General features: G+C 39.1%; 16 protein-coding genes. 11 read left to right on the plus strand and 5 right to left on the minus strand.

The window, feature by feature from the left end; genetic code table 11:
• Nucleotides 1–105: 105 nt before the first annotated feature.
• On the minus strand, nucleotides 106–2,406 hold the full coding sequence (locus tag EHV15_RS28285; protein WP_128634174.1) for a beta-L-arabinofuranosidase domain-containing protein: 2,301 nt from the start codon (nucleotides 2,404–2,406) through the stop codon (nucleotides 106–108).
• 21 nt (nucleotides 2,407–2,427) lie between these two features.
• Nucleotides 2,428–3,660 carry a dicarboxylate/amino acid:cation symporter gene (locus tag EHV15_RS28290; protein WP_246061814.1) on the minus strand — a complete coding sequence of 411 codons (1,233 nt, stop codon included), beginning with the start codon at nucleotides 3,658–3,660 and terminating at the stop codon, nucleotides 2,428–2,430.
• Nucleotides 3,661–3,948: 288 nt separating this feature from the next.
• Here EHV15_RS28290 and EHV15_RS28295 point away from each other — a divergent pair, with 288 nt between their 5' ends.
• Together EHV15_RS28295 and tlp are read left to right on the plus strand one after the other, a co-directional pair.
• Nucleotides 3,949–4,851, plus strand: coding sequence for an AraC family transcriptional regulator (locus EHV15_RS28295; RefSeq protein ID WP_128634175.1), 903 nt, complete (start codon nucleotides 3,949–3,951; stop codon nucleotides 4,849–4,851).
• A gap of 72 nt (nucleotides 4,852–4,923) precedes the next feature.
• Nucleotides 4,924–5,148, plus strand: coding sequence for a small acid-soluble spore protein Tlp (tlp, locus tag EHV15_RS28300; RefSeq protein ID WP_128634176.1), 225 nt, complete (start codon nucleotides 4,924–4,926; stop codon nucleotides 5,146–5,148).
• Between the two features lie 240 nt (nucleotides 5,149–5,388).
• Here the strand turns inward: tlp and EHV15_RS28305 are convergent, their stop codons facing one another.
• The 3 genes from EHV15_RS28305 to EHV15_RS28315 form a co-directional block, all read right to left on the minus strand.
• Complete coding sequence (locus EHV15_RS28305) at nucleotides 5,389–5,787, minus strand: hypothetical protein (protein WP_128634177.1); 399 nt, start codon at nucleotides 5,785–5,787, stop codon at nucleotides 5,389–5,391.
• A gap of 79 nt (nucleotides 5,788–5,866) precedes the next feature.
• On the minus strand, nucleotides 5,867–6,826 hold the full coding sequence (locus EHV15_RS28310; protein WP_128634178.1) for a tyrosine-type recombinase/integrase: 960 nt from the start codon (nucleotides 6,824–6,826) through the stop codon (nucleotides 5,867–5,869).
• Nucleotides 6,827–6,848: 22 nt separating this feature from the next.
• A complete protein-coding gene (locus EHV15_RS28315; protein WP_128634179.1) occupies nucleotides 6,849–8,174 on the minus strand; it encodes a DNA sulfur modification protein DndB in 1,326 nt (441 codons plus the stop codon).
• A 205-nt stretch (nucleotides 8,175–8,379) separates the two neighbouring features.
• On the opposite strand from EHV15_RS28315, the gene EHV15_RS28320 reads away from it, so the two are divergent.
• The 9 genes from EHV15_RS28320 (at nucleotide 8,380) to EHV15_RS28360 (ending at nucleotide 23,969) form a co-directional block, all read left to right on the plus strand.
• Entirely contained in the window at nucleotides 8,380–8,631 is a 252-nt protein-coding gene (locus EHV15_RS28320; protein ID WP_128634180.1) for a hypothetical protein, read from the plus strand.
• A 44-nt stretch (nucleotides 8,632–8,675) separates the two neighbouring features.
• Nucleotides 8,676–11,285: an RNA dependent RNA polymerase gene (locus tag EHV15_RS28325; protein WP_128634181.1), complete on the plus strand. Its 2,610-nt coding sequence runs from the start codon at nucleotides 8,676–8,678 to the stop codon at nucleotides 11,283–11,285.
• Nucleotides 11,286–11,491: 206 nt separating this feature from the next.
• Nucleotides 11,492–11,782 (plus strand): HU family DNA-binding protein, encoded by a 291-nt coding sequence (locus EHV15_RS28330; RefSeq protein WP_128634182.1) that lies wholly within the window; start codon nucleotides 11,492–11,494, stop codon nucleotides 11,780–11,782.
• A 5-nt stretch (nucleotides 11,783–11,787) separates the two neighbouring features.
• Nucleotides 11,788–12,507, plus strand: coding sequence for a hypothetical protein (locus tag EHV15_RS28335; protein ID WP_128634183.1), 720 nt, complete (start codon nucleotides 11,788–11,790; stop codon nucleotides 12,505–12,507).
• Between the two features lie 49 nt (nucleotides 12,508–12,556).
• Nucleotides 12,557–13,312 carry a hypothetical protein gene (locus EHV15_RS28340; protein WP_128634184.1) on the plus strand — a complete coding sequence of 252 codons (756 nt, stop codon included), beginning with the start codon at nucleotides 12,557–12,559 and terminating at the stop codon, nucleotides 13,310–13,312.
• 70 nt (nucleotides 13,313–13,382) lie between these two features.
• Nucleotides 13,383–13,946 (plus strand): hypothetical protein, encoded by a 564-nt coding sequence (locus tag EHV15_RS28345; protein ID WP_128634185.1) that lies wholly within the window; start codon nucleotides 13,383–13,385, stop codon nucleotides 13,944–13,946.
• Between the two features lie 16 nt (nucleotides 13,947–13,962).
• A complete protein-coding gene (locus EHV15_RS28350) occupies nucleotides 13,963–14,397 on the plus strand; it encodes a hypothetical protein (protein WP_128634186.1) in 435 nt (144 codons plus the stop codon).
• Between the two features lie 83 nt (nucleotides 14,398–14,480).
• Complete coding sequence (locus EHV15_RS28355) at nucleotides 14,481–20,477, plus strand: phage tail tape measure protein (RefSeq protein ID WP_128634187.1); 5,997 nt, start codon at nucleotides 14,481–14,483, stop codon at nucleotides 20,475–20,477.
• A gap of 39 nt (nucleotides 20,478–20,516) precedes the next feature.
• Nucleotides 20,517–23,969 (plus strand): phage tail spike protein, encoded by a 3,453-nt coding sequence (locus EHV15_RS28360; protein WP_128634188.1) that lies wholly within the window; start codon nucleotides 20,517–20,519, stop codon nucleotides 23,967–23,969.
• The last annotated feature ends 50 nt before the right edge of the window (nucleotides 23,970–24,019 follow it).

A 24,019-nucleotide genomic window follows, 5' to 3' on the forward strand; every position in this document is an offset into this window, starting at 1 on the left:
CATTACATACAGAGACACTCAGGTACAAAGAGCCGTGCCTCGCATAAGAGGTTCTATGCGCGGGCACGACTTTGCTATTGATCCTTCATATTCGCAGCCATTCCTTCACTCCGCGAACCTAAAATAAGCATGATATCGCTGATCCTGGATTTGATACAACGGAACAAACCGCGTGCCGTCCAGAGTGAAATGCAAATCTCCTTCCGATTTTTTCATTCGCTCTACGAATTGTTCTTCACTGTAAGGCCAGGCGATAAAATCCTGTTCCTCGTGGATGGCCGCCAGGACATAAGGTCCGTACAAAACGCTTTTTATTCGAGGATCGTCCGGAGCACTTACCAATCTTAAAGAATAAGGAAAAATCAGTTCTACTTTATCGTGTTCCCAGACTTTCTGAATTTGAATATATCCGTCCGCCTGGCCCGGGACTGCTACAATTTCATCGTTAATCTTTACCGTGATGGAGCGCTCCGCCGCCCACTCGGGAACTCTAAAGCGGATACTTAACTCTTCCCCGCCGTCAACAAAAAACTGCACCGTCTCGGTAAATTCTCCTCTATTTCTTTTTTGCGATACGGTGATCCCTTTCTCTTTCCATGACAAAGTGGACGGAATATACAGGTTTACGAACAAGTTATCCTGGTCATGGAAATAAATGCTTTCCTGATATTTAAAATGGTTTTCCAAACCGGTGCCATGGCAGCAGGTATTTTCATGGGTATCAAATTTCTTGCAAGAACCCGGGGCTAAAGGCAGGAAATAGGTGCTCCCCCCTTCCGCCCGCTTGCTGTTTTCCGTAGCCAAAATATGATTGTAAAGGGTTCTCTCATAATAGTCCATGTATTCCTTTTTAGGTTCAAAACAGAATAATTCTTTGGTCAGCTTTAACATATTGTAGCTGGCGCAGGTCTCTGCGGTTTTATCCGTTAAATAAGCGGCAATCTTGCCGGGTTCTTTGAACATTTCCGTTTCGCCGACGCCGCCGATTTGATAAGCGTGGTCTTCCGTAACCATATGCCAAAAATTTTTGGCCGCCTCATAATAGGCTTTCTCGCCTTCCGCCTCAAATAGTTTCAAAGCGCCGATGATTTGCGGAATATGCTGATTGGCGTGCATGTCGCCGAGTGTGTCCATATTTTCTTTCATAGGAAAAAATAATTTCTCATTATCAAAATATTTTGCGGCTGCCAGGTAGTTCCGGTTCTGCGTGATCAGGTACAGGTTCGTTAAAACCTCGTTCATGCCGCCGAATTCTCCGGCAATATAGAGTGACCACATTTTCTGGCGTTGTTCCTTGGAGAGCTGGCTCAACCGCCGGTATACCCAATCGCCTAACCGAATGCACATCACCAGGGCGTTTTTATTCCCGGCCAGGGTGTAGCAGTCCAGCAGTCCGGCCATAATTTTGTGCAAGGTATAATAAGGCGCCCAAATCGTCGGATAGGTGGAGTACTCTTCCAACAGATTAAACTGATCCTCCGAGTAAGCGCTTAGAAAACCCTGATGGTAGCCGGGCAGCTCCGACATGATGTTTTGACACCGGCCCAATTCGGCAATCATATAGTCCATTTTGTCTTTTATGGCCGAATTCCCCCCTGTCGCACTATAGGCAAGCGCTAGAGCGGATAGATAATGCCCTGTCGTATGCCCCTTTAAGTTGCACTCCGGAGCGTCCCAGCCCGTCATCGGTTTTGCGCCTTTGACATCCAAATGAGCGGCTGCCCTAAAATTATATAACATCTGATCATCATCCACGGATAACAGATACTCCAGTGAACGGTTCATCGCCGCTCCAAACTCCGTATCCGCCTCAAGCTGTACGCTTTGACCGCCAAAAGCATATACTTTTGGGGTATGCGGGATCATTTCATCCGCATCCGTCATCACCGTCACTTTTGCTTCAGCCTGCCATCCGGTTTCCCCCAGCTTGCCTTTGATCGTAAAGGCACCCGTTTTTTGATAGCTTTCCCTTTCGAGCGGCTCCCAAGATACATGGCTTACCGTCCGGCTTCCGGTATCGTTTCGGACGACAACCACGGTCGGCAATTCCGGCTTGATTCCTGCTATCGTTTGGACCTCTACTGGATAGACCTCAACGATCTCGGCTTTATACTCTTCCTCCAGCACGGTGACATCAAAGGTTCTCTGTAGGGATTCCCCTTCAAAGGTAACCGTGGCCACCAGAGGAACGATTCTATTTCCAACCCCATGGGTGGGTCTGGTGACCTTGCCAGTATGACTTAAAAAAAGAATTTCTTTCGATTCCCAGGTAATGGATGAGCCATGCTTTCCCTTGGAAGGCAGCTGCAGATCGGTATCCACCGTATACAAATTGCCTATATAAATGCTCTCGCAGTCAAGTTTCACGATCTCCAGCCGGTGTTTTTTGACCTCTTCCCTATCCATATTCGTACATCCTCTCTAATCTCAAGCTTGTGTTAAGTTGCCGATTTTGTTTTTCACCCAGTTTTTCCCTTCGATAATCCGCGCAATGACCATGCTTATAGCCGTGTCACCCGTAACATTCACCATCGTGCAGAACGGATCCGTAATCGTGCCCATAATTACCAGAATCGGAACCGCTTCCATGGGGAAGCCAAAAGCGGTGCAGATAAACATTTCGCCAATGAATCCTCCGCTGGGGATCGTGCCGACAATAATTCCGCTAATCAAAGCTACGATAATCGCCGTAACCATATCCGTCGGCCCCATCGTTATGTTTAAAATTCCGAACAAAAACACGATTTTAATCATTTGAACGCTGACAACCCCGTTTTTATGCACGCTTGCCCCCAGCGGAATAATGATATCGCTGATTTCATCGGGGATGCCCATATCTTTGGCGGCCAGCCGGTTGACCGGGATGCAGGCCGTACTGCTGCAGGTTCCCATGGCGGTCGTCAGCGGCAGCCAAATATTTTTCCAGAACCGCTTAAGTCCGGTGGTCCCCCCGCCGTAATAAGAAGCTAGAATTGAAAATAAGATGAAAAACAAGATACAGAAGACGGAGTAGATGATGGAAGCCCGGGCCACGGACCAGACCACCTGGTTGCCTACTTTTCCGATTAATGTGGCGAAATAACAGGCAATGCCGACAGGCGCGTAATACATGATGATCGATACGATTTTGTTCAACACGGCGGACAAGCTGTTTAGCAGCTTGACCACAGGCTCTCCAATCTCCCCGATCGAGCTTACGGATATCCCGAACAAAATGGCAAACACGATTAAGGCCATCATATTTTTTAAAGACAATAGCTCAACAAAATCGGAAACCGTAAACAATCTCACCAAATCCAAAGAGTTGTTGTCGGCTTGCACCGCTTCTCCGAAAGTCACATGCGAGTTCAGCGCCGGATTAAAAATGAGTCCGCTGATCAGCGCCAGTACGGCAGTAATTAAGCCCGTAACCACAATCACCATAAAAAAGATGCCGAGAATTTTTCCTAATTTTTTTAAATTCGTCATACTGGCGATCGAGCTGGCAATCGATACAAAAACCAGCGGCACGATAATGCAGAACACCAGATTCAGAAAAACATCCGCAAAGGGCTGCAATACGGATGAGCGTTCGCCAAGAATCGTTCCGGCAATCCCGCCGACCAACACGCCAGCCAGCAAAATAATCGAAAATTTGTAATTTTTTAATACTCCCAGCATTTTTGTCACCTCATTCATGAAGTTGCTTGCTTTAGGATAATGCGCTTTCAAAACTTATTCATCGTCGACGGAATGAAAGTTTATACACTAAGTATGGAAGCCTGGCCCGATTTTTTGAATGATTAAAATGAACAAAAAATAGTTCATTATTAACTTATAAAATATAATATTATGAACATTTCTAGTTCATATCTCAAACTCGCCAGGAACTGGAATTGACTTTACCCATTGATATTTCCCGTTTTCCGTGTTATTTTAATGAAACAAAATGAACATGGAGGATTTAGAATGTTATATATTAATTTTAGTTGTCCTCCTCTGCCCCACCTTATTGTTGGAGGCATTTCACTCTTTCGCAAAGGCGATATTCATGAACGTCGTATTCTTAACAATACCTTTGACTTGATTTTCGTATTTAGCGGAGCGCTTTACCTGGAGGAAAACGGACGAAAATATACGGTGGAGCCCGGACAATTTCTAATTTTACCGCCGGACAATCTGCATAAGGGATACAAATCGTGTACGGCCGACACTACCTTTTCCTGGATTCATTTTTCCACAACGGGCAGTTACTCTTATTCGGAAAGTCCCATTTCCTATGTATCCGCCAAAATGAACAAACACAAGTATTATAAAAAAGATACTTTTTATATTTCACTGCCGCAGTACGGGATGATCGATAAAAGCCTTCACGATGTCCTAAAAAGCCATATGGACGATATTTCGCAAGTCAAAATCGATAAATATCATAATGAAAAGCTGTTTTACCCTTCCACCATTTCGCAAATTCAATACCAACAGCTGTTTCTTAAAATACTGACCATTTTTTGCGACTCTAATGAACGTACTGTTGAAAAAGACGTTGCGGCCGAAATTTACGATCTGTTTACTTTAAACTATGGGCAGAATTTTACTTTGAACGAGTTGGCCGAGCAATACGCCTTCCATCCCGCCCATATTATTCGCTGCGTAAAACATAAATACGGGATGAGCCCTTTGCAATTGTTGTTGTCGATTCGTATAAACAAAGCCAAGCAACTGCTCTCGGACCGTGATAAAACGGTGAACTGGATTGCGGCTTCCGTTGGTTTTTCCGATACGTCTTACTTTTGCAAGCAATTCAAAAAATCAACCGGTATGACTCCATTGGAATATCGAAAAATCATCAGCACACCCGCTAAAAATGAATAAATCGCGCCGAAAAAGGCAACCTTAACCACGAAATCCCCAACTAAAATCATTACATTTCAGGAGGAATTTAACGTGGCCAAACCAGATGATCGTTCCGATAACGTGGAGAAACTGCAGGACAGCATTCAAGATACGATCGAAAATTTCCGTGAAGGGCAGGACTATCTAAGCGAGCATGCCGACGAAATCTCCGGTGGAGAGAAACAGCACATCGAGGAGAAAAACGAAAGACGGCTGAACGCCATTGAAGGGATGCGCGAAGAAGTGAAGGATGAGGCGGCGAATCAGGGAAAATAAGCAAAAATGGGGGGCGATATACCAGAAATAAATCGTCCCCTCCCTCATCACAAAGTGTAGTTTTCAAATCGTGTATTGCTTTTATCTACTAGTATGTATTCGGGGAACTTCTTCATATATCTCATCAATTCCTTTTCATTTCTCCAGCAAAGTATAACTACGTTTCCTTCAGGAAGCTTGAATTTTGTATATGTTCTTTGATACTTTCTCATATTCATTCTCCTTTTGTATTTTTTACATTTAAATATTGGCATGTTTTATTTTTTTATTAACATCCTCTAGCTGAGCAATAACATCTTGTAAGTATAAATATAAATTCCAGATATAAGAGGATTTATATTCTTTTAAAAATACCCAATAGCAATTCCCTTCAAAGCAGATCTGAATATCTCTCGAGCTATATATCGTGTTCCATTGCTTTATTTCTTCTTCCGGATAATTTTTATCTTTAAGAAAGTTATAAAACAGGTTTGAAAAATCTTTGTACAAATCAATCAGGTCACTTAATTTTTTTACTCCTATGTACCCTTCAATAGATAAATGGTATTGTCGCCCATTAATCATATCGCTGGATTCATATACTTCAAAATCATCTCCTTGAAATTTCAACAACGTTTCATATTTAATGAATTTAGACATTTTTTACTCCTTTCCTTCAGCTCAAATATAGCAATTTTTATTTTCATAAGTCAAGAAAACAAAAGCCTAGAGGAATTCCCTAGGACAATTTATACATTTTCTTAATTTGTTCAACATTTAAGAAAGTTTCTTTATAACGATTTAGGGTAGCCTCGGTAATATTAAATTGCTGAATAATCTCTTTGTAACTATCATTAAGTTTATTTTTTAAGTAAAAATCTTTGGCTATAGCCAACATACCGGAATAAGCTACTGTTTTGGGAGTAATTCCGGTTTCACTAAAGTACTTTTTTATCGTTTTCAGTCTTCTATAAACTACATTTTTGTCCGCTTCCTCTTTGTGTTTTACCCTAGTATCCACGGACCTGACAATATATTCATTATCGATTAAATTAGCATATTTTGATTTGACCTCTTTATCTGGTTCGCCGTTGGCTTTAACGAACTCAAACTCCTTGATTGCTTTTTGGCAGAGATCGCCAAAGGTCTTGTCGATTTTTATTATTCTTTGGCTTCCATTACTATCGGTCAACGTAGCGGTAAGGTGATCAAAATCAACATCTTGTTTCTTTAAATTAACGATTTCTGCGTTTCCTTCCCCTTTAATGCCAATAAAAGGGGCGTAAAAAACAACCGCTACTTGAGCATTAACAATTTTCTCAAGCATTTTCTTTATATCTTCATCCCTGATAAAAACATGATCCGGTTTAATGGCAAATTGCTTTTTCCACTCCGCGTCAGTTCCGTCTAAAGGATTCATACCTTGAGCATAACCCTCATCAATAGCCCAGTCTATATATCTATTAATATACAAGACTGCTGATTTCGATGCGCTTTCCGTGGTTGGTAAAAATGTAAAAAATAATTTTCTCAACTCTTCCCGTGTGAAGTCAAATATATCTTTATTTAAATCCGATTCGAATTGATAGGCAATCTTAAATAATCGCTCCAGAATGTCCTGGGTCCCTTTTTTATGTGCAGCCATGTATTCACGTTTAACTTTTTCGTTAAATAGTTTGTTCTCATGAATAATATTCATCCTGAATCACCCCTTTTGGCTTTTATTTCAAAATCCGATCGACCTCGTCGTTAATATAATCTTTAATTTGTTGTTTTACCTTATTGGAATTGGTCTTCCCCTGTCCCCCCATGATTTCAGTGAGAGCGGAGGTTTGTTTATCAAAGTCGATTCCATCAATGACTTCAACAATTTTATCGACCGGAAATTCCTTTCCGTATTTGTCATAGAGCTTTTTGGCAATCACAATAAAGCCGACATGCATATTATGGTGACTGAGCCATGATACCTCAAGATTTCTAGTGCGTTCTTTCACAAGAACCTCTTCATATGAAGGGATCAAATATTCGTAGAAACGTTTAAGCACGTCTTGAATGTCATATTTGTCCTTGGTCGTCTCAGGATTAAAGATGGACTGAATTCCCTCGGACAATATGGCAAAATTGGTGATCGTGATCCCTTTGCTTAAGGCGGTTTTAATCTCTATTCGATTTTTTAAAACCGGTAATGTCATGAGATACTTGGCAATTTCTTGGCCGTACTCTTCGCTGCCATAATATTTTACAAGTGTTTTATCAAACCGATTCACTGTATTGGTAATAGCAAGCAATTTTTGCGCCTTTTCAATGGGATAATGCTTAATATCTATATTCATATAGCCTTCAAAATCGGGGTTTTCCTCGATGATTTCCACAATGGCCATCAAGCGATGCATTCCGTCAATGATATTTACGGTCGATCCTTCCTGGATCGTTAGTTCTCCATCTTCGAAGCTAACGCCGCTCTTCCCGTCCACTAAAACATTAAGCAGCAAAGTTGAAGGATTATATTTACCTTCAAGCATCAATTTTTTTATGCTTTTGACACTTTTGGTTTTTATATCGGCTTTTTCGACAATGGCACCTTTAGAGTTGATTTTCTTCTTAGATAACCGTTGAGTTTGAAAATTATAAGTCAAAATTTTATGGTTCCATAGATTCGCGAGATCTTTATACGACATGGCCGTTAAAAAATCTTCGCTGGTTACTCGAATTACACTTGAGATGACATAAGGGAGCTTTATTTGTTCCGGTTCTTCAAACTTGAACAACTTTAAATTTTTTATACTTTTCTGAGAGAATAAGTTAGGTAGAAACAGTCTTTCGTCCTTGGTGATTTCATAAATGGCATTGACGAATACCGGAATTACATCCTCATGTATTTGCTCAAGTTTCTCAGGTTGAGTGACGAGTTCAATAAAGGTGCCGCGAATCATTTTATGATGTTCAACTAAATAATCTTCAATATCCCGTTGTTGATCTCTATGTTTAGACACATCAGCTAGCACATCGGAAAGAATTTCATAAACATGGCTATTAAATTCTACCAAGGACTTTCATCTCCCTTAAAAATATATCCTTAATTTTCTTCTAAGCAAGTATAGCATAGGCCAAATAAAAAGAAAATATAACAATTTCCTTAAAATAGTCTATGATTAGGAATGGGAACATTTGTTTGCATAAGAATAATTTCCATGTTATTATTACCATATCGGTAATAAGCGGTTATACTTAATAAACGGAGATGATCATACAATGGCGCATCAAATGGGGCTTAACGAGAAATATTATGTATGCGGACATATTACCATTCCGGTATGTTTCCCTACTAAATCTACTTCAAGGAAAAAGGCTCTGGACTATGTTTCAAAAATTCTCAATGAAAAAACCGTCTCTGCAATACATGGCGATATTTTTACTTGGAAATCTTCAGCTTCTTATCCTCTTACGGCAAGCGATGTGTCCATTATATGGGATAAAGTACTGAGTGAACATGAAATTGACTAATATCAAGGGACATGCATCCATGTCCCTACCGCTAAATAAAGGGGATGAACAAAATTAGTTTAGATAAGCAAGTACATATATATAGTGTAGACACAAGCTGTTTTTATAATGATCTTGAATATAAAATGCATAGTCAGCTTAACAAGCATTATATTTATAGAAACCAATTAAAAAAACTCAAAGCTAAAAAATCATTGGATAACGTTTACCAACAAAGATTGGACACCTATTTTGAAAATGTAAATCAACGCATAAAAAAGTTCAAAAAATTATTAGGTGATGAGTTTGAACGAAATGGTGATATAAGAACATTAAGATCTCATGCGGCCAATGAAAGAAACATTATTTCCATTTTTGATTCCGTTTTAACAAGAACCTTGCAAATACCTCCAGACACTTTGTCGGAAGATATTATTTATGTTCAAACTTATTTTTTTCGCATCCTTGAAGATTTAATTCTAGATGGTTTTATGTTTCGCGGGGAAAAGTATATTTGTTTTACAGCTAGCGCAGGACAAATTAGAACGAAAAAAACGGTTTTTATAAAAGAAAAAGTTTTCGAAAAGCATCGTGATTCGTTAATGTGCGGTCTTTCAACCGAGAAGATTAACAAGAACGGCGGCGTAAATATTAATAAATATTTGGCCTACCTTGCCCTATGCAACAGCGCGACCGATCCTTGGGACGATTTTGATATAAACAGAACGATCGTGGTCGATGATATGGAAACAAAAGTGAACTGTGTTGTTGATTTTATCAATGAAAAAAATTACGAAATCGAAAGAAAAACGATGGATGTTCCGATCACACATACGGACGGCTGCGGAATGATTCTACCCAAAAAAAGCAAAAAAAGCATGATGGTTCGGCTTCCCTGGATCAAAGGATTGCTAGTGCCCTTCCCTTTCGATAAATTTATTAGGGAAAACAGCAAAAAGGCCGAGCTAAAAAAGGTCGTCGTCAAAGACATCTATGGGAAAGAATACGACATTTTAAAAGACCGTATTGAAATCATTTTTACAAAAAGCCAGTTTAAAATGTGGAAATACTATTCTTCCTGGGACGAATATAAACAGAATTTCGTTGAGTACGGCTGTCAAGCGGGAAAATGCAACGAGGAGGAAGACATCGTTCATAACTCGAAATTAAATTACCAAATGCTTCAAACTCTAACCGATATGACCCATGAAGAGCTTGCACATATTAGCCGAAATTCTATAAAAAACATCATGAACATTGGCCAGGATCGCCATACCATGTTACGCATACTTGGAGTGACAGCCTCTAATATGCATAAAAATTACTACCAGCAAGCTTTGGAGATTTATCCGGAGCTGCTTAATGACACCTATAGTAAAGAAATTTTAAAACAAGTCAAAAAAAGTTTGGTGAAGGAAGCAAAGTCGGGAAAAGTTGATATTGAAGGCAAGTATGCTTTTCTATGCCCCGATTTATATGCGTTTTGCCAATATACTTTTTTAAATGATAAATCTCCCACAGGTTTATTGGAAAACAACGAAGTATTCTGCAAATTGTTTGACGATGGAGTTAAGCTCGATTGCCTGCGCAGCCCCCATCTATATCGTGAACATGCTATAAGAGTAAATAAGATAGACAAAGAGAAAAGCCGCTGGTTTATTAGTAAAGGAATCTATACAAGCTGCCATGATCCGATTAGCAAGTTATTGATGTTTGATAATGATGGGGATAAAAGCCTGGTCTGCTCAGAGCCAAAACTCGTGGATGTGGCCGAACGCAATATGAAGGATATCGTCCCTCTTTTTTACAATATGGCCAAAGCCGAAGCGGAACCGATCAGCCAGCGAACGGTCTACAGCGGTTTGATCACGGCGTACACAGGGGGAAATATCGGTACGATCAGCAATGATATCACAAAAATCTGGAATAGCGATGCGGTAAGCTTAGATGTCATCAAATGGTTATGTATGGAAAATAACTTTACAATTGATTACGCTAAAACGCTATATAAAGTACAACGGCCAAATGATAAAAAGCAAATAATAACTCAATATACGAAATCAAAAGTTCCTTATTTCTTTATCTTTGCCAAAGGAAAAGATGTAAATCAAGTCAATGAAGCGAATGAAAGCGTAGTAAACAGACTTAATAACATCATTCCCAATCCTAGACTCAATTTTAAAGCAGCTAATCTGGGAAACTTCGACTATAAAATATTAATGAGCAGCCCCACTCTTTCTGTTCATTTAAATCAAGAGATCATCGATAGGTATAAAAGTCTTGATTTGAAAAGTCATTATATGCTGAATCATGATGATGAATCCAAAAGCAACTATAGATATATTTATTCATCCATTAGAAATCAGCTCCTATCTGATGGATATGATGAAACGTATGTAGCCGACATGCTCATTGAATATTTATATAAATATAAAAACAGCAGCTATAAAACTACCTTATGGGAATGTTTTGGCGACATAATGCTAGAAAACCTCAAAAAGAATTTAAAAAACAAGTATGCCGGCAAACATACCTTATGTGAAACATGCGGTAAAAGAATCGAAATGAAGTCTAACCGCACGAAGTATTGTGAAGATTGCGCAGAAAAAAATGAACAAGAACAACTCCGTTTAAGAGTAAAAAAGCACAGAACAAGAAAAAGTGTAACGATTTAGATCTCACTCATTTTACGTTGAAAAATCAGCATATTTCAAAAACTTTTCAAGCCAGTTCTTTGGGATAGGCTTATAAAAAGGCCGGAAAATCAAGCTTTATCGAGAAGAAGCAAAAATGTTTAAGCGTCTCTAAGGGGAACAAAAATTTTAAACCCATGCGGTTTAGATGAAGTGTTCCCCAAAATGACTTAGAAGGAGGGGAAAAAATGAACAAAACAGAATTGATTAAAGCTGTGGCGGAGCATACGGGTGTAGAGCAAAAAGCAGCTAAAAGACTTGTGCCGATCGTATTCGAAATGATTGCAGAAACCATCGCCAATGGAGAAAAAGTAAATATTCCCGGTTTCGGGTGCTTTGAATCCAAGGATACTTCCGCACGCAAAGCTCGCAATCTTCAAACCGGTGAAGAAGTTGCTGTTCCGGCCAGCAAAAAACCGGCTTTCAAAGCCGCAAAGGCTTTAAAAGACAAGATCAAACAACAACTTACCTTTAGGTGATTCAAGTGGATAGCGAAAATATAAAATTAAAGTCCCTTGCTAACCTGCCGGTAGTTGTTTCTGGCATCCCTATTTATCCAGTTAAAATTAGAGACATCATTGAGCTGGGATACGATGTTTACAGCCAATATCTCTCCTTGATGATGCTTTCGAAGGATCAACTGATTCACAAAGATTATATAAATACCCTTCCGGATGAACTCGGCATTTACGACTTTATTGAAATGTTCGGCGAGTCGGCTAACATCTACTCCCTATACTATTCCGGATTAAAATTTATCATCGGATCGTCTAACATCTATTATACAGACAGTTTATATATAAATAATCAAAAAATAACGAATGATATTTATAACGAAATACTAAAAGTGGTCAAAATCCAAAACTGTCTTTCTGAACCTGATTTCGATGATTTTAATCCTGCCAACGATCGGGTTAGAAAGCTCCGTGAAAAACAACTGGAAAATAGACGAAAAATCCAAGCTTTAAAGAAAAACTCGACCGATGATTCTGAAAACCTTACATTCTATGATTTGGTCTCCATATTATGCACTAATGCAAATGGGATCAATATTTTCAACGTCTTTGACTTAAATATATTTCAGTTTAACAATCAGTTTAATAAAATGAAGCAGCTTAATGATTATGAAATCAGCATTCAATCCATTTTACATGGCGCTGACCCGCAAAAAGTTGAAATTAAACATTGGATGAGCAAAGCTTAAATATTTTTAAATCTAAAATATACGTTAATTATTAGGAGGAATTTATACTATGCGTTATGGATCTCGTGAAATTATGGATGTTGTACTGAAAGATGTCAAGACTGGTGAACCCGTTGTTTATCTTGAGAGCTTGACGACGAGCACGCTTGAATTTGCCGGCTCGACGGTTTATGCACGCGGTGGAAAAGGACATCCGCGGCTTATTGGCTGGGACTCGGATAAAGACATTACGATGAAAATGGAAGATGCCTTGATTTCTAAAGAATCGTTGGCCGTCCTCACTGGATCTAAATTTAATAAATCCGCGAAAATCGTACATAAAAAAGAAGTTGTTGAGGTTTCCGCCGATTCTAAAATTACATTATCCAAAGCCCCGCTGACGAATCAAAAATACTATTTCTACAAAACATCTGATGAAACATCCTTAAACGAAAAATTGAATGTAACGATTGCGGCAACCCCTGTTAAAGAAGAAATTGACTTGAGTGCGGTTACTGGAATTAAAGCCGGCGATAAGGTTATTGCCGATTATTACTACACCGCTTCCGCCTCCACTCAAAGCATGACCATTGCTTCGGACTTGTTCCCTGGCACTTATAAGCTTGAAGGAACGACTTTCTGGAGAAACGAAGACGGCAAGGACGTCGAAGCGCTCTACACAATTCCTAAACTAAAAATTCAACCGAACTTCTCGATCGGAATGGCGAGCTCCGGCGAGCCTCAACCATTCACGTTTACGGCCGATGTGCTTAAGGACCGCAAGTCCACCGCGATGGTAGTTATTGATTTGCTTGAAGAGGAGTAAAAAATGCAGAGAGACACCACATTGGTGTCTCTCTTTCTATTTCAAAGCCAGTTAAGGGAGATGAATTTTGTTGACTACTCAAAAAACAACCGCTGCAAAAGTGAACACGCGAAGCAGAAAGAAAAAAGTTACACTTGATTCTTTAATCCAGGAAGCCGCCCAATTTGAGAAATTAAAAAAGGTTAGCTTTGAAGATGGACGTTATACGGAAATTTACGTGCACTTCTCCCCTACCCGTATTGATCAGATGCTTTCGGACTTTGCGGAATTTACATCCGAATACAGTCAAAAGTTCGGGGAGTTAAAAGATAACAGAATTTTGGATTATTTGCATATGCACATCCTGCTTTATTTCTCAAAATTAACAACGCAGCTGGATTTCAATTTCGAAGACAAAGTGAGTGTTTTGAATAATATTTTAAACAGCGACTTGGCTGAAAAGATTTTTGATTCATTCGATAAAGCGGAGATCCAGAAAGTTTATGACCGGATGTGGAAAAAGCTTGATGCTTATCAGGAGCTGGTAAAAACAAATAAAGACATGCAGCAGCAGCTATACAACTACATCAATGACTCCAATTTAGAAAACAAAGATATGATTATGAATGTGATGTTTGGTCAAAAGTCCAATTAAAGAAGGGAACAAATAGATGCTTAAATTCTATATCCATGAATTGGATTACGCTATTTCATTTTTATATAAATTGGAACTCACGGATTATAGTTCGCGCATGCGCACAAGATTTTTAAAAATACTCGTCGAAAGAGAGCACCAATTCAGGGACGAATATTATGAGTTAATTAAAGAACATTGCCGGCTTGATGAACAAGACAACCCTATCGTTATTTACGAAGGAGATTACCAACGTTACGATATTAAAGACCTAAATGTATTTAACGCCGCCCTCCTCCCTCTGCTGAATGAGGAGTTTTATATTGAGTTGACGATGGACAAGAAAAACATGATACAAAGTGTTGCTCAATCTGTTCTGAATTGCGGCCTGGCTTTCACGGGTGATGAGCAATTTAAATATGAAACGCTCGCCGAGAAATTCGAAAATCTGGGGTTCGAGACTCAAGAATAGTACCATCTTTACTCGAAACCATAGGAGCCAAACCGTTGGCTCTTTTATTTTGCGTAAAGGTTAAATAAAAAGGAGTGAATGACGTGGCAAATGATTTACGTGTCATCATAGGATTGACGGTTAATGAAAATGATGCAAGACGTAGTTTGAATCAAGCGATTAAGCGATTAGAGAGCAAAATCAACAAGCTTAATCTCAAGTTAAATATCGATACTTCTGCCATCGCTAAAAAAATTAAAGATTTAGAAATTAACTTGCAGAATATAAGCGCTTCAACTAATAATCAGAACGCAAACGATAAAGCAGGCGATGCCGCAATTAAATCGGCAAGTGCTATCGAAACCATGAAAAAAGCGATGCAACCATTTACATCATGGATGCCCGAGGCAGTGTCAGCAAATCTTCAAGGCATAGTGGCTACACTTATTGAAGTAGACTCGCAAATGACTCAGTTAAAAAAAGTAATGAACGAGGACACCAATTTTGACGAAATGCTAAATGGTAATATCGAGATATCCAATGAGCTCGGTAGGTCCATCAAGGAAGTACATAATGTTATTCTTGAATTTGCCAGAATGGGATATGACGTAAGACAAACGCTTTCGCTCACCAAAACGGCCGCTTTGCTGCAGAATATTTCGGAGTTAACCCCTGGCGGAGCCGTTAAAACACTGACGGCGGCGATGAACGACTTCAATGTCAAGGCTGAAGACAGCGTCCGGGTCGCCGATTCATTATCCAATGTTGACAACAACTTCACCGTCTCGTCAAAGGATTTATCCCTTAGCTTGATTGAAGCCGGTTCGGCGGCTAACACTTACGGTGTTTCCATGGAAAAAGTCATCGGGGACACTACCGCAATTGCTGCCGCAACGAACGCGAATGGTACTTCGATTGGTAATAGCCTAAGTACGATTTATTCAAGAATAGCAACCCTGGAACAATCGAGAGAAGTGCTGAATTCCATCGGGATCTCCATGAAAAGCTTAGACGGAGATACAAAAGGCACTTCGGCTATTTTGGATGAACTCGCGGAGAAATGGAGCGGTTTAACATCCGAGCAGCAGCAAAATGTTGCCACTCAATTGGCTGGGCAAAATCAAATGCAGAGCTTTCTGGCTCTAATGAACCAATATGATGTTTCAACAAGAGCCAGCGAAACCGCAGTGACTTCCCAGGGTTCGGCCATGCGGGAAAACGCTGAATACATGGGGTCGCTTGAAGCCAAAATCCAGCAAATGCAAACTGAGTGGGAAAATTTAGCGATAACCATGGGACAATCAGGACAATGGCAAGCTATTATAGATATGAATACATCTTTAGTACATGTACTTGCAAAGTTAATAGACTTTTTTGGGTTATTTAATGTTGCAATCTTTTCATCTTTAAGTATAATGCTGAATTTTAGTAATGCTGGAAAGTCCATGGTCAAAATATTTTCATCAATGTCTCCCCATTTAAATAAATTAAATAATTATGTAGATCGACTTTCTGCAGCATATACGAGAGCCTCACGCTCCACTCAAGTGATGGGAGTTAATTTAATTAAACTGAAGATGCAATTAATAGCAGCAAGGGTGGCTGCAATTGGTCTTCAAACACTTCTTAGCCTGGGTTTATCACTAGCCATTACCGCTGTAGTTTCAGGTCTTACTTATTTATATAATAAATTTCAAGAACAAAAAAAGATTCAAGAAGAATTGGAAAAACAAAATAAAATCGTAGCAGATTCTTGGATAAATCACAAAGATACGATCATAAAATTAGTAGATGAATATAATAAACTTCATGAACTCACAAACGGTGGAACTGTTTTTGCCGACCTTGAACAAGAGCAAAAATATACAGATTTGGTTGAGAGATTATCTGATTTAATGCCCAACCTCGTTGACTCAATCGATGATAAAGGTAATAAACATCTTAAAAATGCCGAAGCGATAAAAGAAGAGTTGAAATATGCCCAAATGCTGGCCGACAATGAGCAAAAACAGCAAATTCTCGATGCTCAAGATAATTTTAAAAAAGATCTAAAAAATGTTAAAAAATCAAAGAAAGATGTCGATGATATTAAGTCAAAGATAGGTTTGAAAGGAGAGTACATCCCTCACGAATATGGCGCAACCTTTATAGAATATAGCGAATCTACTCTAAACAAATTAGAGAGACAGCGTATCATAGCTGAGCAGCAATTAGCGACTCACACTAATATTTTAAGAAATGATTTAAATAGTCTCACTCGAACTATTCTCGATCAAAATAATGTTGAATTATCCGACAATCTCTCCAAACAGTTTGACGAAATTACAAATTCTCTTGATATTGGTGAATTAAGCGCTGAACAATTAGAAGACAAATCCTATGAGCTTTCGAATTTTATTACAGAGTTAAATAAACTTAATCTAATAAAAAGCCCTGAAGGTATCAAGAAGGCATCGGATAATATTTATGCATTAGGTCAATCAATCGGTATACCAAATGCATCCATAAAAAATTTGATAGAAAGCATTGAAAAAGCATCAAAATCTGCGTCAGATTTTTATAAAGATTCGAAAGGTTATAAGTATGATCCTTCCCCAAATCTTTATAATTTCAGTGAGGCAACTAAAAAACTTGGGGAATCATTCAGTTCTGCAAAAGACGAGATAGTTCCCCTAAATCAACTTCTATCAGATATTGATAAGGGTCAGTCTCAAAACGCCTCTTCCATGACGGATTTGATTCAAAAATACCCTGAACTTAGTAATCATCTAAAGAAAACTAAGGACGGATATACCTTTGAAAGAGAAGCGGTAATTAAGCTAAAAAATAGTAAAATTGAATTATTTAAAATAAGTATAAATGATGAAAAACAGAGGGCTATTGATTTAATGAATAACTCTGTTAAAAATCTTAAGTCATATGGATTAGAATTAAAAGCCATTGGAAATCTTGCAGATGCAAAAAAGAATCTATCCAAAATTGAAGAAGAAATGAATTCTACAGAATCCGAATTAAATTCCTCTAAGCAGTTTGATAAATTACTCTTTGCTGGTTTAGGTAAATTTCGCCAACCACTCGAAGAAGAAGGTTCGGGTTTTACTCAATTTCTTAAAAATAAATTATCTGCACTGCAACCTGAATTTGACGCATTAAAAGAAAATATCTCCGAGTTTGAAGAATTAGAAAAGTTAGCCAACAGTTATCTAACCGGTATAACCGATTATGGTTTAGGTGTTGATAAAAATAATAACGAAAGGCTCGCTGAAACAAATGAACTGCTTACTGAACAACAAAAACGCTTAAAAGAAATTGAAGAAGCATTAAGCAATTTACAAAGTAAGAGATCCAGGATTAAAAAAGGTTCTGAAGAATACAGGAAATCACTTTTAGAAGAAATTAAACTTCTTAAAGAACAGAAGAAGATTTATGAAGAAGGTGTTAAAACCCCTTCCACTCTTATATCTACAAATGCAGCTACAACATCAAAAAAATCGTTTACTGCCTCTCCAAATTCTAATGGTGCTGGTAATAAAATTAGCAATATGTTGTCTGCTGCACAAGATTTGCAAGGAGGATTTAAGTACGGCAAAATTGGCGGAGAGTTTAAAGGAACGTATGAACAATTTGTTACAGAGGCAGTTTCAGATTGTTCTCAATTTGTACAGGAAATGTTCAAAGAATTTTTAGGCATTAAATTGCCCAGAACGGCAGCGGAACAAGCCAAACAAGGAACTGCCGTCGATAAAAAAGATCTGAAACCTGGCGATCTTATTTTCTTTAAGACCACAAACAAAGATAATTCCCATGTTGGCATTTATATGGGGGATAACAAATTTATCCAGATGGGTGAAGAATTAGGTCTTAAAACCGCAAATCTAAACAGTTCTTATTGGGCCCCTAAATATCAAGGAGCAAGAAGAATTGTTGATGATAGTGACGTAACTTACGTAACACCTTCTACCTCCAAGAACAAAACTGAAGTCCTGTCTCAAAGCGAACTAGAGACTACAGATGATGATAAGAAAAAAGTAGCTGACTTGGATGCACAAATTTATGCCTCATACTTACTAGTCATCGATGATACAGTCACTGAATCAGAAAATAGAATTTCCGATTTTGAGAATAAAATATCACTTTCTCAAGGAAAACAATCGCGTCTCTCTCCTACTTCCGCTGAATGGCGGAAAGAGGAACAGGTGCAGATCTCCCTTTTAGAGCAAAAGCAAAAAGAAATTGAAGCACAAAACAAGCAACTGAATAAAATGGTGGCCGAATATAAGATTACTTCCGGCGAGTATGATCAAACTAAAGCTGAGAATAGTACGAAATGGTGGGATGTGGATCAACAGATTAAGGAAAAAAACTTCACGATCGTTCAGAGTACTTTAGATGAATATGCGGCTGTGGTTGAAAAAGTCGGGTCAGAGATTGACTTTTCAAGCGCTAAATTATCTCTGCTAACAGAAGGTTCTGCCGCATACAATCAGGAACTTGAAAAGCAGATTCCACTGCTAAAACAGCAACAAGCTATACATCAATCCGTGATAAATACCTTAAACGAGCAAATTCAAAGCGATAAATTAACAGCTGATCAAAAAACAGAATTAATCACTAAACTAAACCAGGAAATTCAAGCTTGGATGGATAATGAAGCCGCCATCAAATCGAATATGGAGCAAACGAAACAGCTCCGTGAAGCTGCTGCCGATAATATCATCAATGAGTTAAAAAAAGCAATTGAAAGTGAACGAGACCTGAAATTAGATGCTATTAACCAAGAGCGCAAAGAAGAAGAAGAACGTCATCAGGAAAGAACTAAAAATATCGACGATGAATATAAACAATTTGAAGAATATATCAATGCTCAAATTAAAGCTTTTGACCGGCAAGCTTCCGACGAGGATTATACCAAAGAGCTAAACCAAAAGCTTGAGGAACGCCAAAAGATCATTGATGAAATAAACAAATGGTCTATGGACACCTCGATGCAAGGTAAGGCCAAGACCAAAGAATTGCAAGAGCAGCTCGATACCAAAAATGAAGAAATCGATGAGTTTAAACTTAACCGGGAACGTGAACTTCGCAAGCAAGGATTACAAGATCAGCTTGATGATAGAAAAAAATACGCTGATAAAAACAAGGAAATGGAAGATGAACTCAGTGATTCCATTAAGGACAATCTTGATGACCAACAAACAGCTATAGAACAGGAATACAACAGCAGATTAGAAAATGAAAAGAAATTTTATGATTTAAAACAAAGGCTGCTGAGTCAAGATTCGACCGTAGTGAAAGCCGCGATCAATGAAATTCAAACGGAATACGGAAATTACTTCACTACCTTGCAGGGTCATGCTTTTACAACCAATCAAGCTTTCGAAAATCTTAACTATACCTTGCAAAAAAGCCTTGAGAACTTACAAAAGTATGCGAATGGGGACTATTCTAAATCCCCTGACGATCAATCCGGTTATACTCCCAGCCTTCCCTCTGGCGGTCCAAATAACGGCGATCAACCAGGGCAAACACCAGATCCGCAAAAAGAAGCCGCCTGGAAAACCTATTTAAGCAACAAACAGCGAGCTGAGACTATAAGATTACAAATGGCGCAGTCCAAGAATAACAAAGCTCAATATGCTAGATTGGAGAGCATTTTTGCTTCATTATCTGAAGAGAATCAGGCTCTAAGGAAACAATATGGTTTTCCGGACGGAAGTTATGCCACATTAAAAGATCTTAAAGTATACCATGATGGCGGTGAAGTTGGCGTAGAAGGAACAACGACCGGAAAATGGTGGAGCAAGTTTTTGAAATCGGATGAGGTGCCTTCCATTTTGAAAAAAGGTGAGGTCATTTTGAATGACCCTGTAGATTTTATAAATACGGTGGTCAGCAAAATTTCCAACGGTATCTCCAATTTTACTTTGAACCATATGGTCCCTTCCCCTGCTTCAGCAGGTGGAAACAACAGTAATAGCACCATCATACAGCAGGTCGTTATTCAAGCGAATGATAAAGAAACAGCAACAGGATTATTGGATAAATTCCAGATTGCCTTAAATAAAGCAAATAAGAAAGGATTCTTTAAGAGCGGGACATAATTGGCCTGCTCTTTTCTTATTTGAAAGGGGGAATAATTTTTGCTTGGTGATATTGACTACAATTTAAGGCCGATTCATCCGCAATATTTTTTGTGCAAACCAAACAGAGAGCCGATCAGTAAATTGAGTGAGATATTCAATGATAGTTTAAAAACAGCTTTAAACGAGGTTTATGAATTATCGTTCAGCCTCCCCTACAACCTGGATATCCACCATAAACGAGTCAGAAATAAAAATGTTGACTTGTTACGCGAGAAATATTTAATCCAGGTCGTTACCAATCATAAAACGGAATGGTTCGCCGTTATTGATATCAATGATGCCGTCGAACAAGATCAGGACGTCAAAAGCGTAAAGTGTTACTCTACAGCACATGAGCTTTCCAACAAATTAATCAAAAATTACAGTGTTACCTCTTATTATTGCAGGCAGGTTTTAACCGATTTGCTCGCAAATACGATTTGGAATATTGGATACATCGACGCGGACTTCGACTTGACGTATAGAGCGTTTGAATTCCCCTCTTCTACCGTGCTTGAGGCCATTTATGCCGTGGCGGAGACCTATAATGCGATTGTTGAATTTGACACGGATGCCAGGACAGTAAGCTTCAAGAAACCGGAGCTGTTCGGGTTAAATAGAGGCTTAACGTTCAGTTGGGGCAAATATTTAAAAAGCATGAACCAAACGACAACGTCCGATCAAATGGTTACTAGACTGACAGGCACCGGTAAAGACGGGCTGACGATTCATAAGGTCAATCCTACCGGACAAGGGTATATTGAAAATTTCGGTTATTTTATGTATCCCTTTAAGCGAGATGAACAACGCAATGTCATTAGTTCTTCCTATCATATGTCCGATTCTTTATGCCATGCTTTGCTTGATTTACAGGAGCTCGTCGAATCCAAAAACGGTCTGTTTGAGTCCTACTTAAACCAATTAGAGCAGTTTGAAGCGGAGCAAAACCAGTTGGAAGCCGACTTAAACAAATTACAGAATGACGAAGCTGTGGTTACAGATACGATGCTTAGCCAGCAGTTTGACCAAAAAATGTTTTTCGAGAAATACGTGCATAGCGGTAACACATCCAGAAGCTTTGGACTCAACAGTTCTTATGCTTATGCGGCTATGATCAAGGTTGATAACCCTTCCGGTGTTTCCGTTTATCTGAATGGGCAAAGTAAAGGAATTTCTGCGGGCAAATGGATGCTGTTGGGCAAAATCAACCAGGCTGGTTCCGCGCAAGTCGTGCTTAATGGAGGCAATTCAAGCGTATTTATTCAAGTAGCCAACATTAGTCTGGATGAATGGAACAACTCCAATAATGAGCAAGAAATTATCGAAAGATACAGTCTGGATAACAAGCAGAATCAAATCAACCTAAAACAGCTTGAAATCGATCATAAAAACCGGCAAATCAAGGAAGTGAAAGAGCATATCTCCTCCTTGCAAGCCGCTCTGTCGGCAGAAAGCAATTTCACGGCGGATCAGCTCCATGAATTAAATCCTTTTGTCATTGAGCGGGATTTTAGTGACGATGTATATGTCGATGAAAAAGATCTGTATCAAGCGGTTCAGGATAAATTTAAAGAGCTGCAGCAGCCGCAGTTATCGATCGAGGTTGACATCGTTAACTTCCTGGCGATTGTGGGCGAACAGCGCAATTGGAGCAAGCTGGTTTTGGGGGATTTTGTAAATATCAAATATGATCCCACAAATACGAATGTTACCGCCCGAATCACGCAAATCAACTATGACTTTGACAAAAGCGACATCAAATTGACTTTGTCCAATGCCAAGAGCGTTAATGACGAGAGTAAAAATATAGAGAAGTTTCTCAGTGATTCCAAGAACACGAATGTCCTGGTTGATGTGAGTAAAACCAAGTGGGGCCAAGCCGTTGTGGATTCCTCCGAAATGTCGAGGCTATTTGATCATTTTTGGAACAAGGTCACCAATGAAATCAATATGGCCTCAAATGAGTTTGTAACCATCGACCGTAAAGGTATTACGATTATCGATCCCAATGATCCGCTAAGATTCTTGAGAGCAACACACGGTGTATTGGGTCTGACTCGCTCCGGGGGGTTGAAGTACGAAACGGCCATTTCTCCGGACGGCGTGATCGCGGAAATGGTTTTGGGTAAAATCATACTTGGACAACGAGTCGTTATCGGGGACACAACCGGTGTATTTACCATCGAAGGATCGAGATTAATGATCGATGACCGCTGTGGCCGTCAGGTGCTGAAGCTGGGTCTACTGGAAGAAACACCGGATAAATTCGGCATGTTTATTAATCGCTATGCCTCCCCTGCCGATTGCAACAATCTTACGGTTCTAAATCGAACGAACGTTACCGCCGATGAGGGATTTTTTATCGAAAGAAACAAAAATGGCGCCTTCCAGAAAACCTTTTATACCTCTACGGATGGCGATCTTTATATGATTGGCAATTTTCAGGCCGGTGAGGGCGAAAGAATATTCAAGGTGACCCATGAAGGTTTCCAATTGGGAGGTTCAGTGTGGGCGACCGCCCCGCTCCATGCGGACATGTATGGCAATGTCTGGATGAACAAACTGTTTGCCGATTCTGCGGAAATTACGAACAGCTTGTTTAAGGATGGCCATATCAGAGGGTCTGATTTGGAGTTGCGCGATAACCGCGGTGGAATGATTAAAATGTATCCGCAATACGGCCTCTGGTTTGGCGCTGAAAACTTTAATGACGCCGTAGCCAGTATAGCGATGGATGGAACGGCTAAATTCAAAAAAGTAACAGTGACGGATGGAAACAACCTGCTGTTAATGGACTCCAGTCAACGAAAGATTTATATGAATAATTGGGATGTAGTGGGAGCAGGTGCAATTGATGCCCAACTAATCGCAGCAAATATAGTGACTGCAACGGATGGTTTCATTTCAAATTTAACCTCTTCTCGTTTAACAACATTGACAAATACGGTATTAAATGGTTGGTCAGATTATATTCGTATTGAAGGCAATATACAAAAATTTATAACTGGGATGGCTGATGGCTCTGATAGTCAAAAAACTTTGCCAGATGGAAGACCCCTTTATTGGATAGATAGTTCTCAAAGCGGGCAAATGACAACAGATGTCACTGCTTGGCCTGTAATGATTCACGAAATGGCCGAAGCAGATAAAATGATTTTGGGGTTTCGTGGGAGCGGTGAATTAGCTACTCCGTATATTCAAATGGGTGCTGGTGACCGCACCCCTAATGGCGGAAAAGCGTTCATAGAAAAGATAAAGACAGAATGGGATTTTATTTACTACAATAGCAATTACCAGAAAGAAAGACGATTATTATTTAAAGATGATGGTATTGAACTATCTGTAGCTACTGGATATATTGATATTAAACATGAAAGTGGAACTAAAATTACTATTAAAAATAATGGAGAGATTGATATTGTTTCCACTGGTAAAATTAATGTAAGTGGTACAGAATATAATTTTGCTTAAAGTTACCCAATTTATTCGGGTGGCTTTTTTTATGTCTTTATATAAGGCCA

It is taken from the genome of Paenibacillus oralis, from assembly GCF_003863965.1.
GTDB lineage: Bacteria > Bacillota > Bacilli > Paenibacillales > Paenibacillaceae > Fontibacillus > Fontibacillus oralis.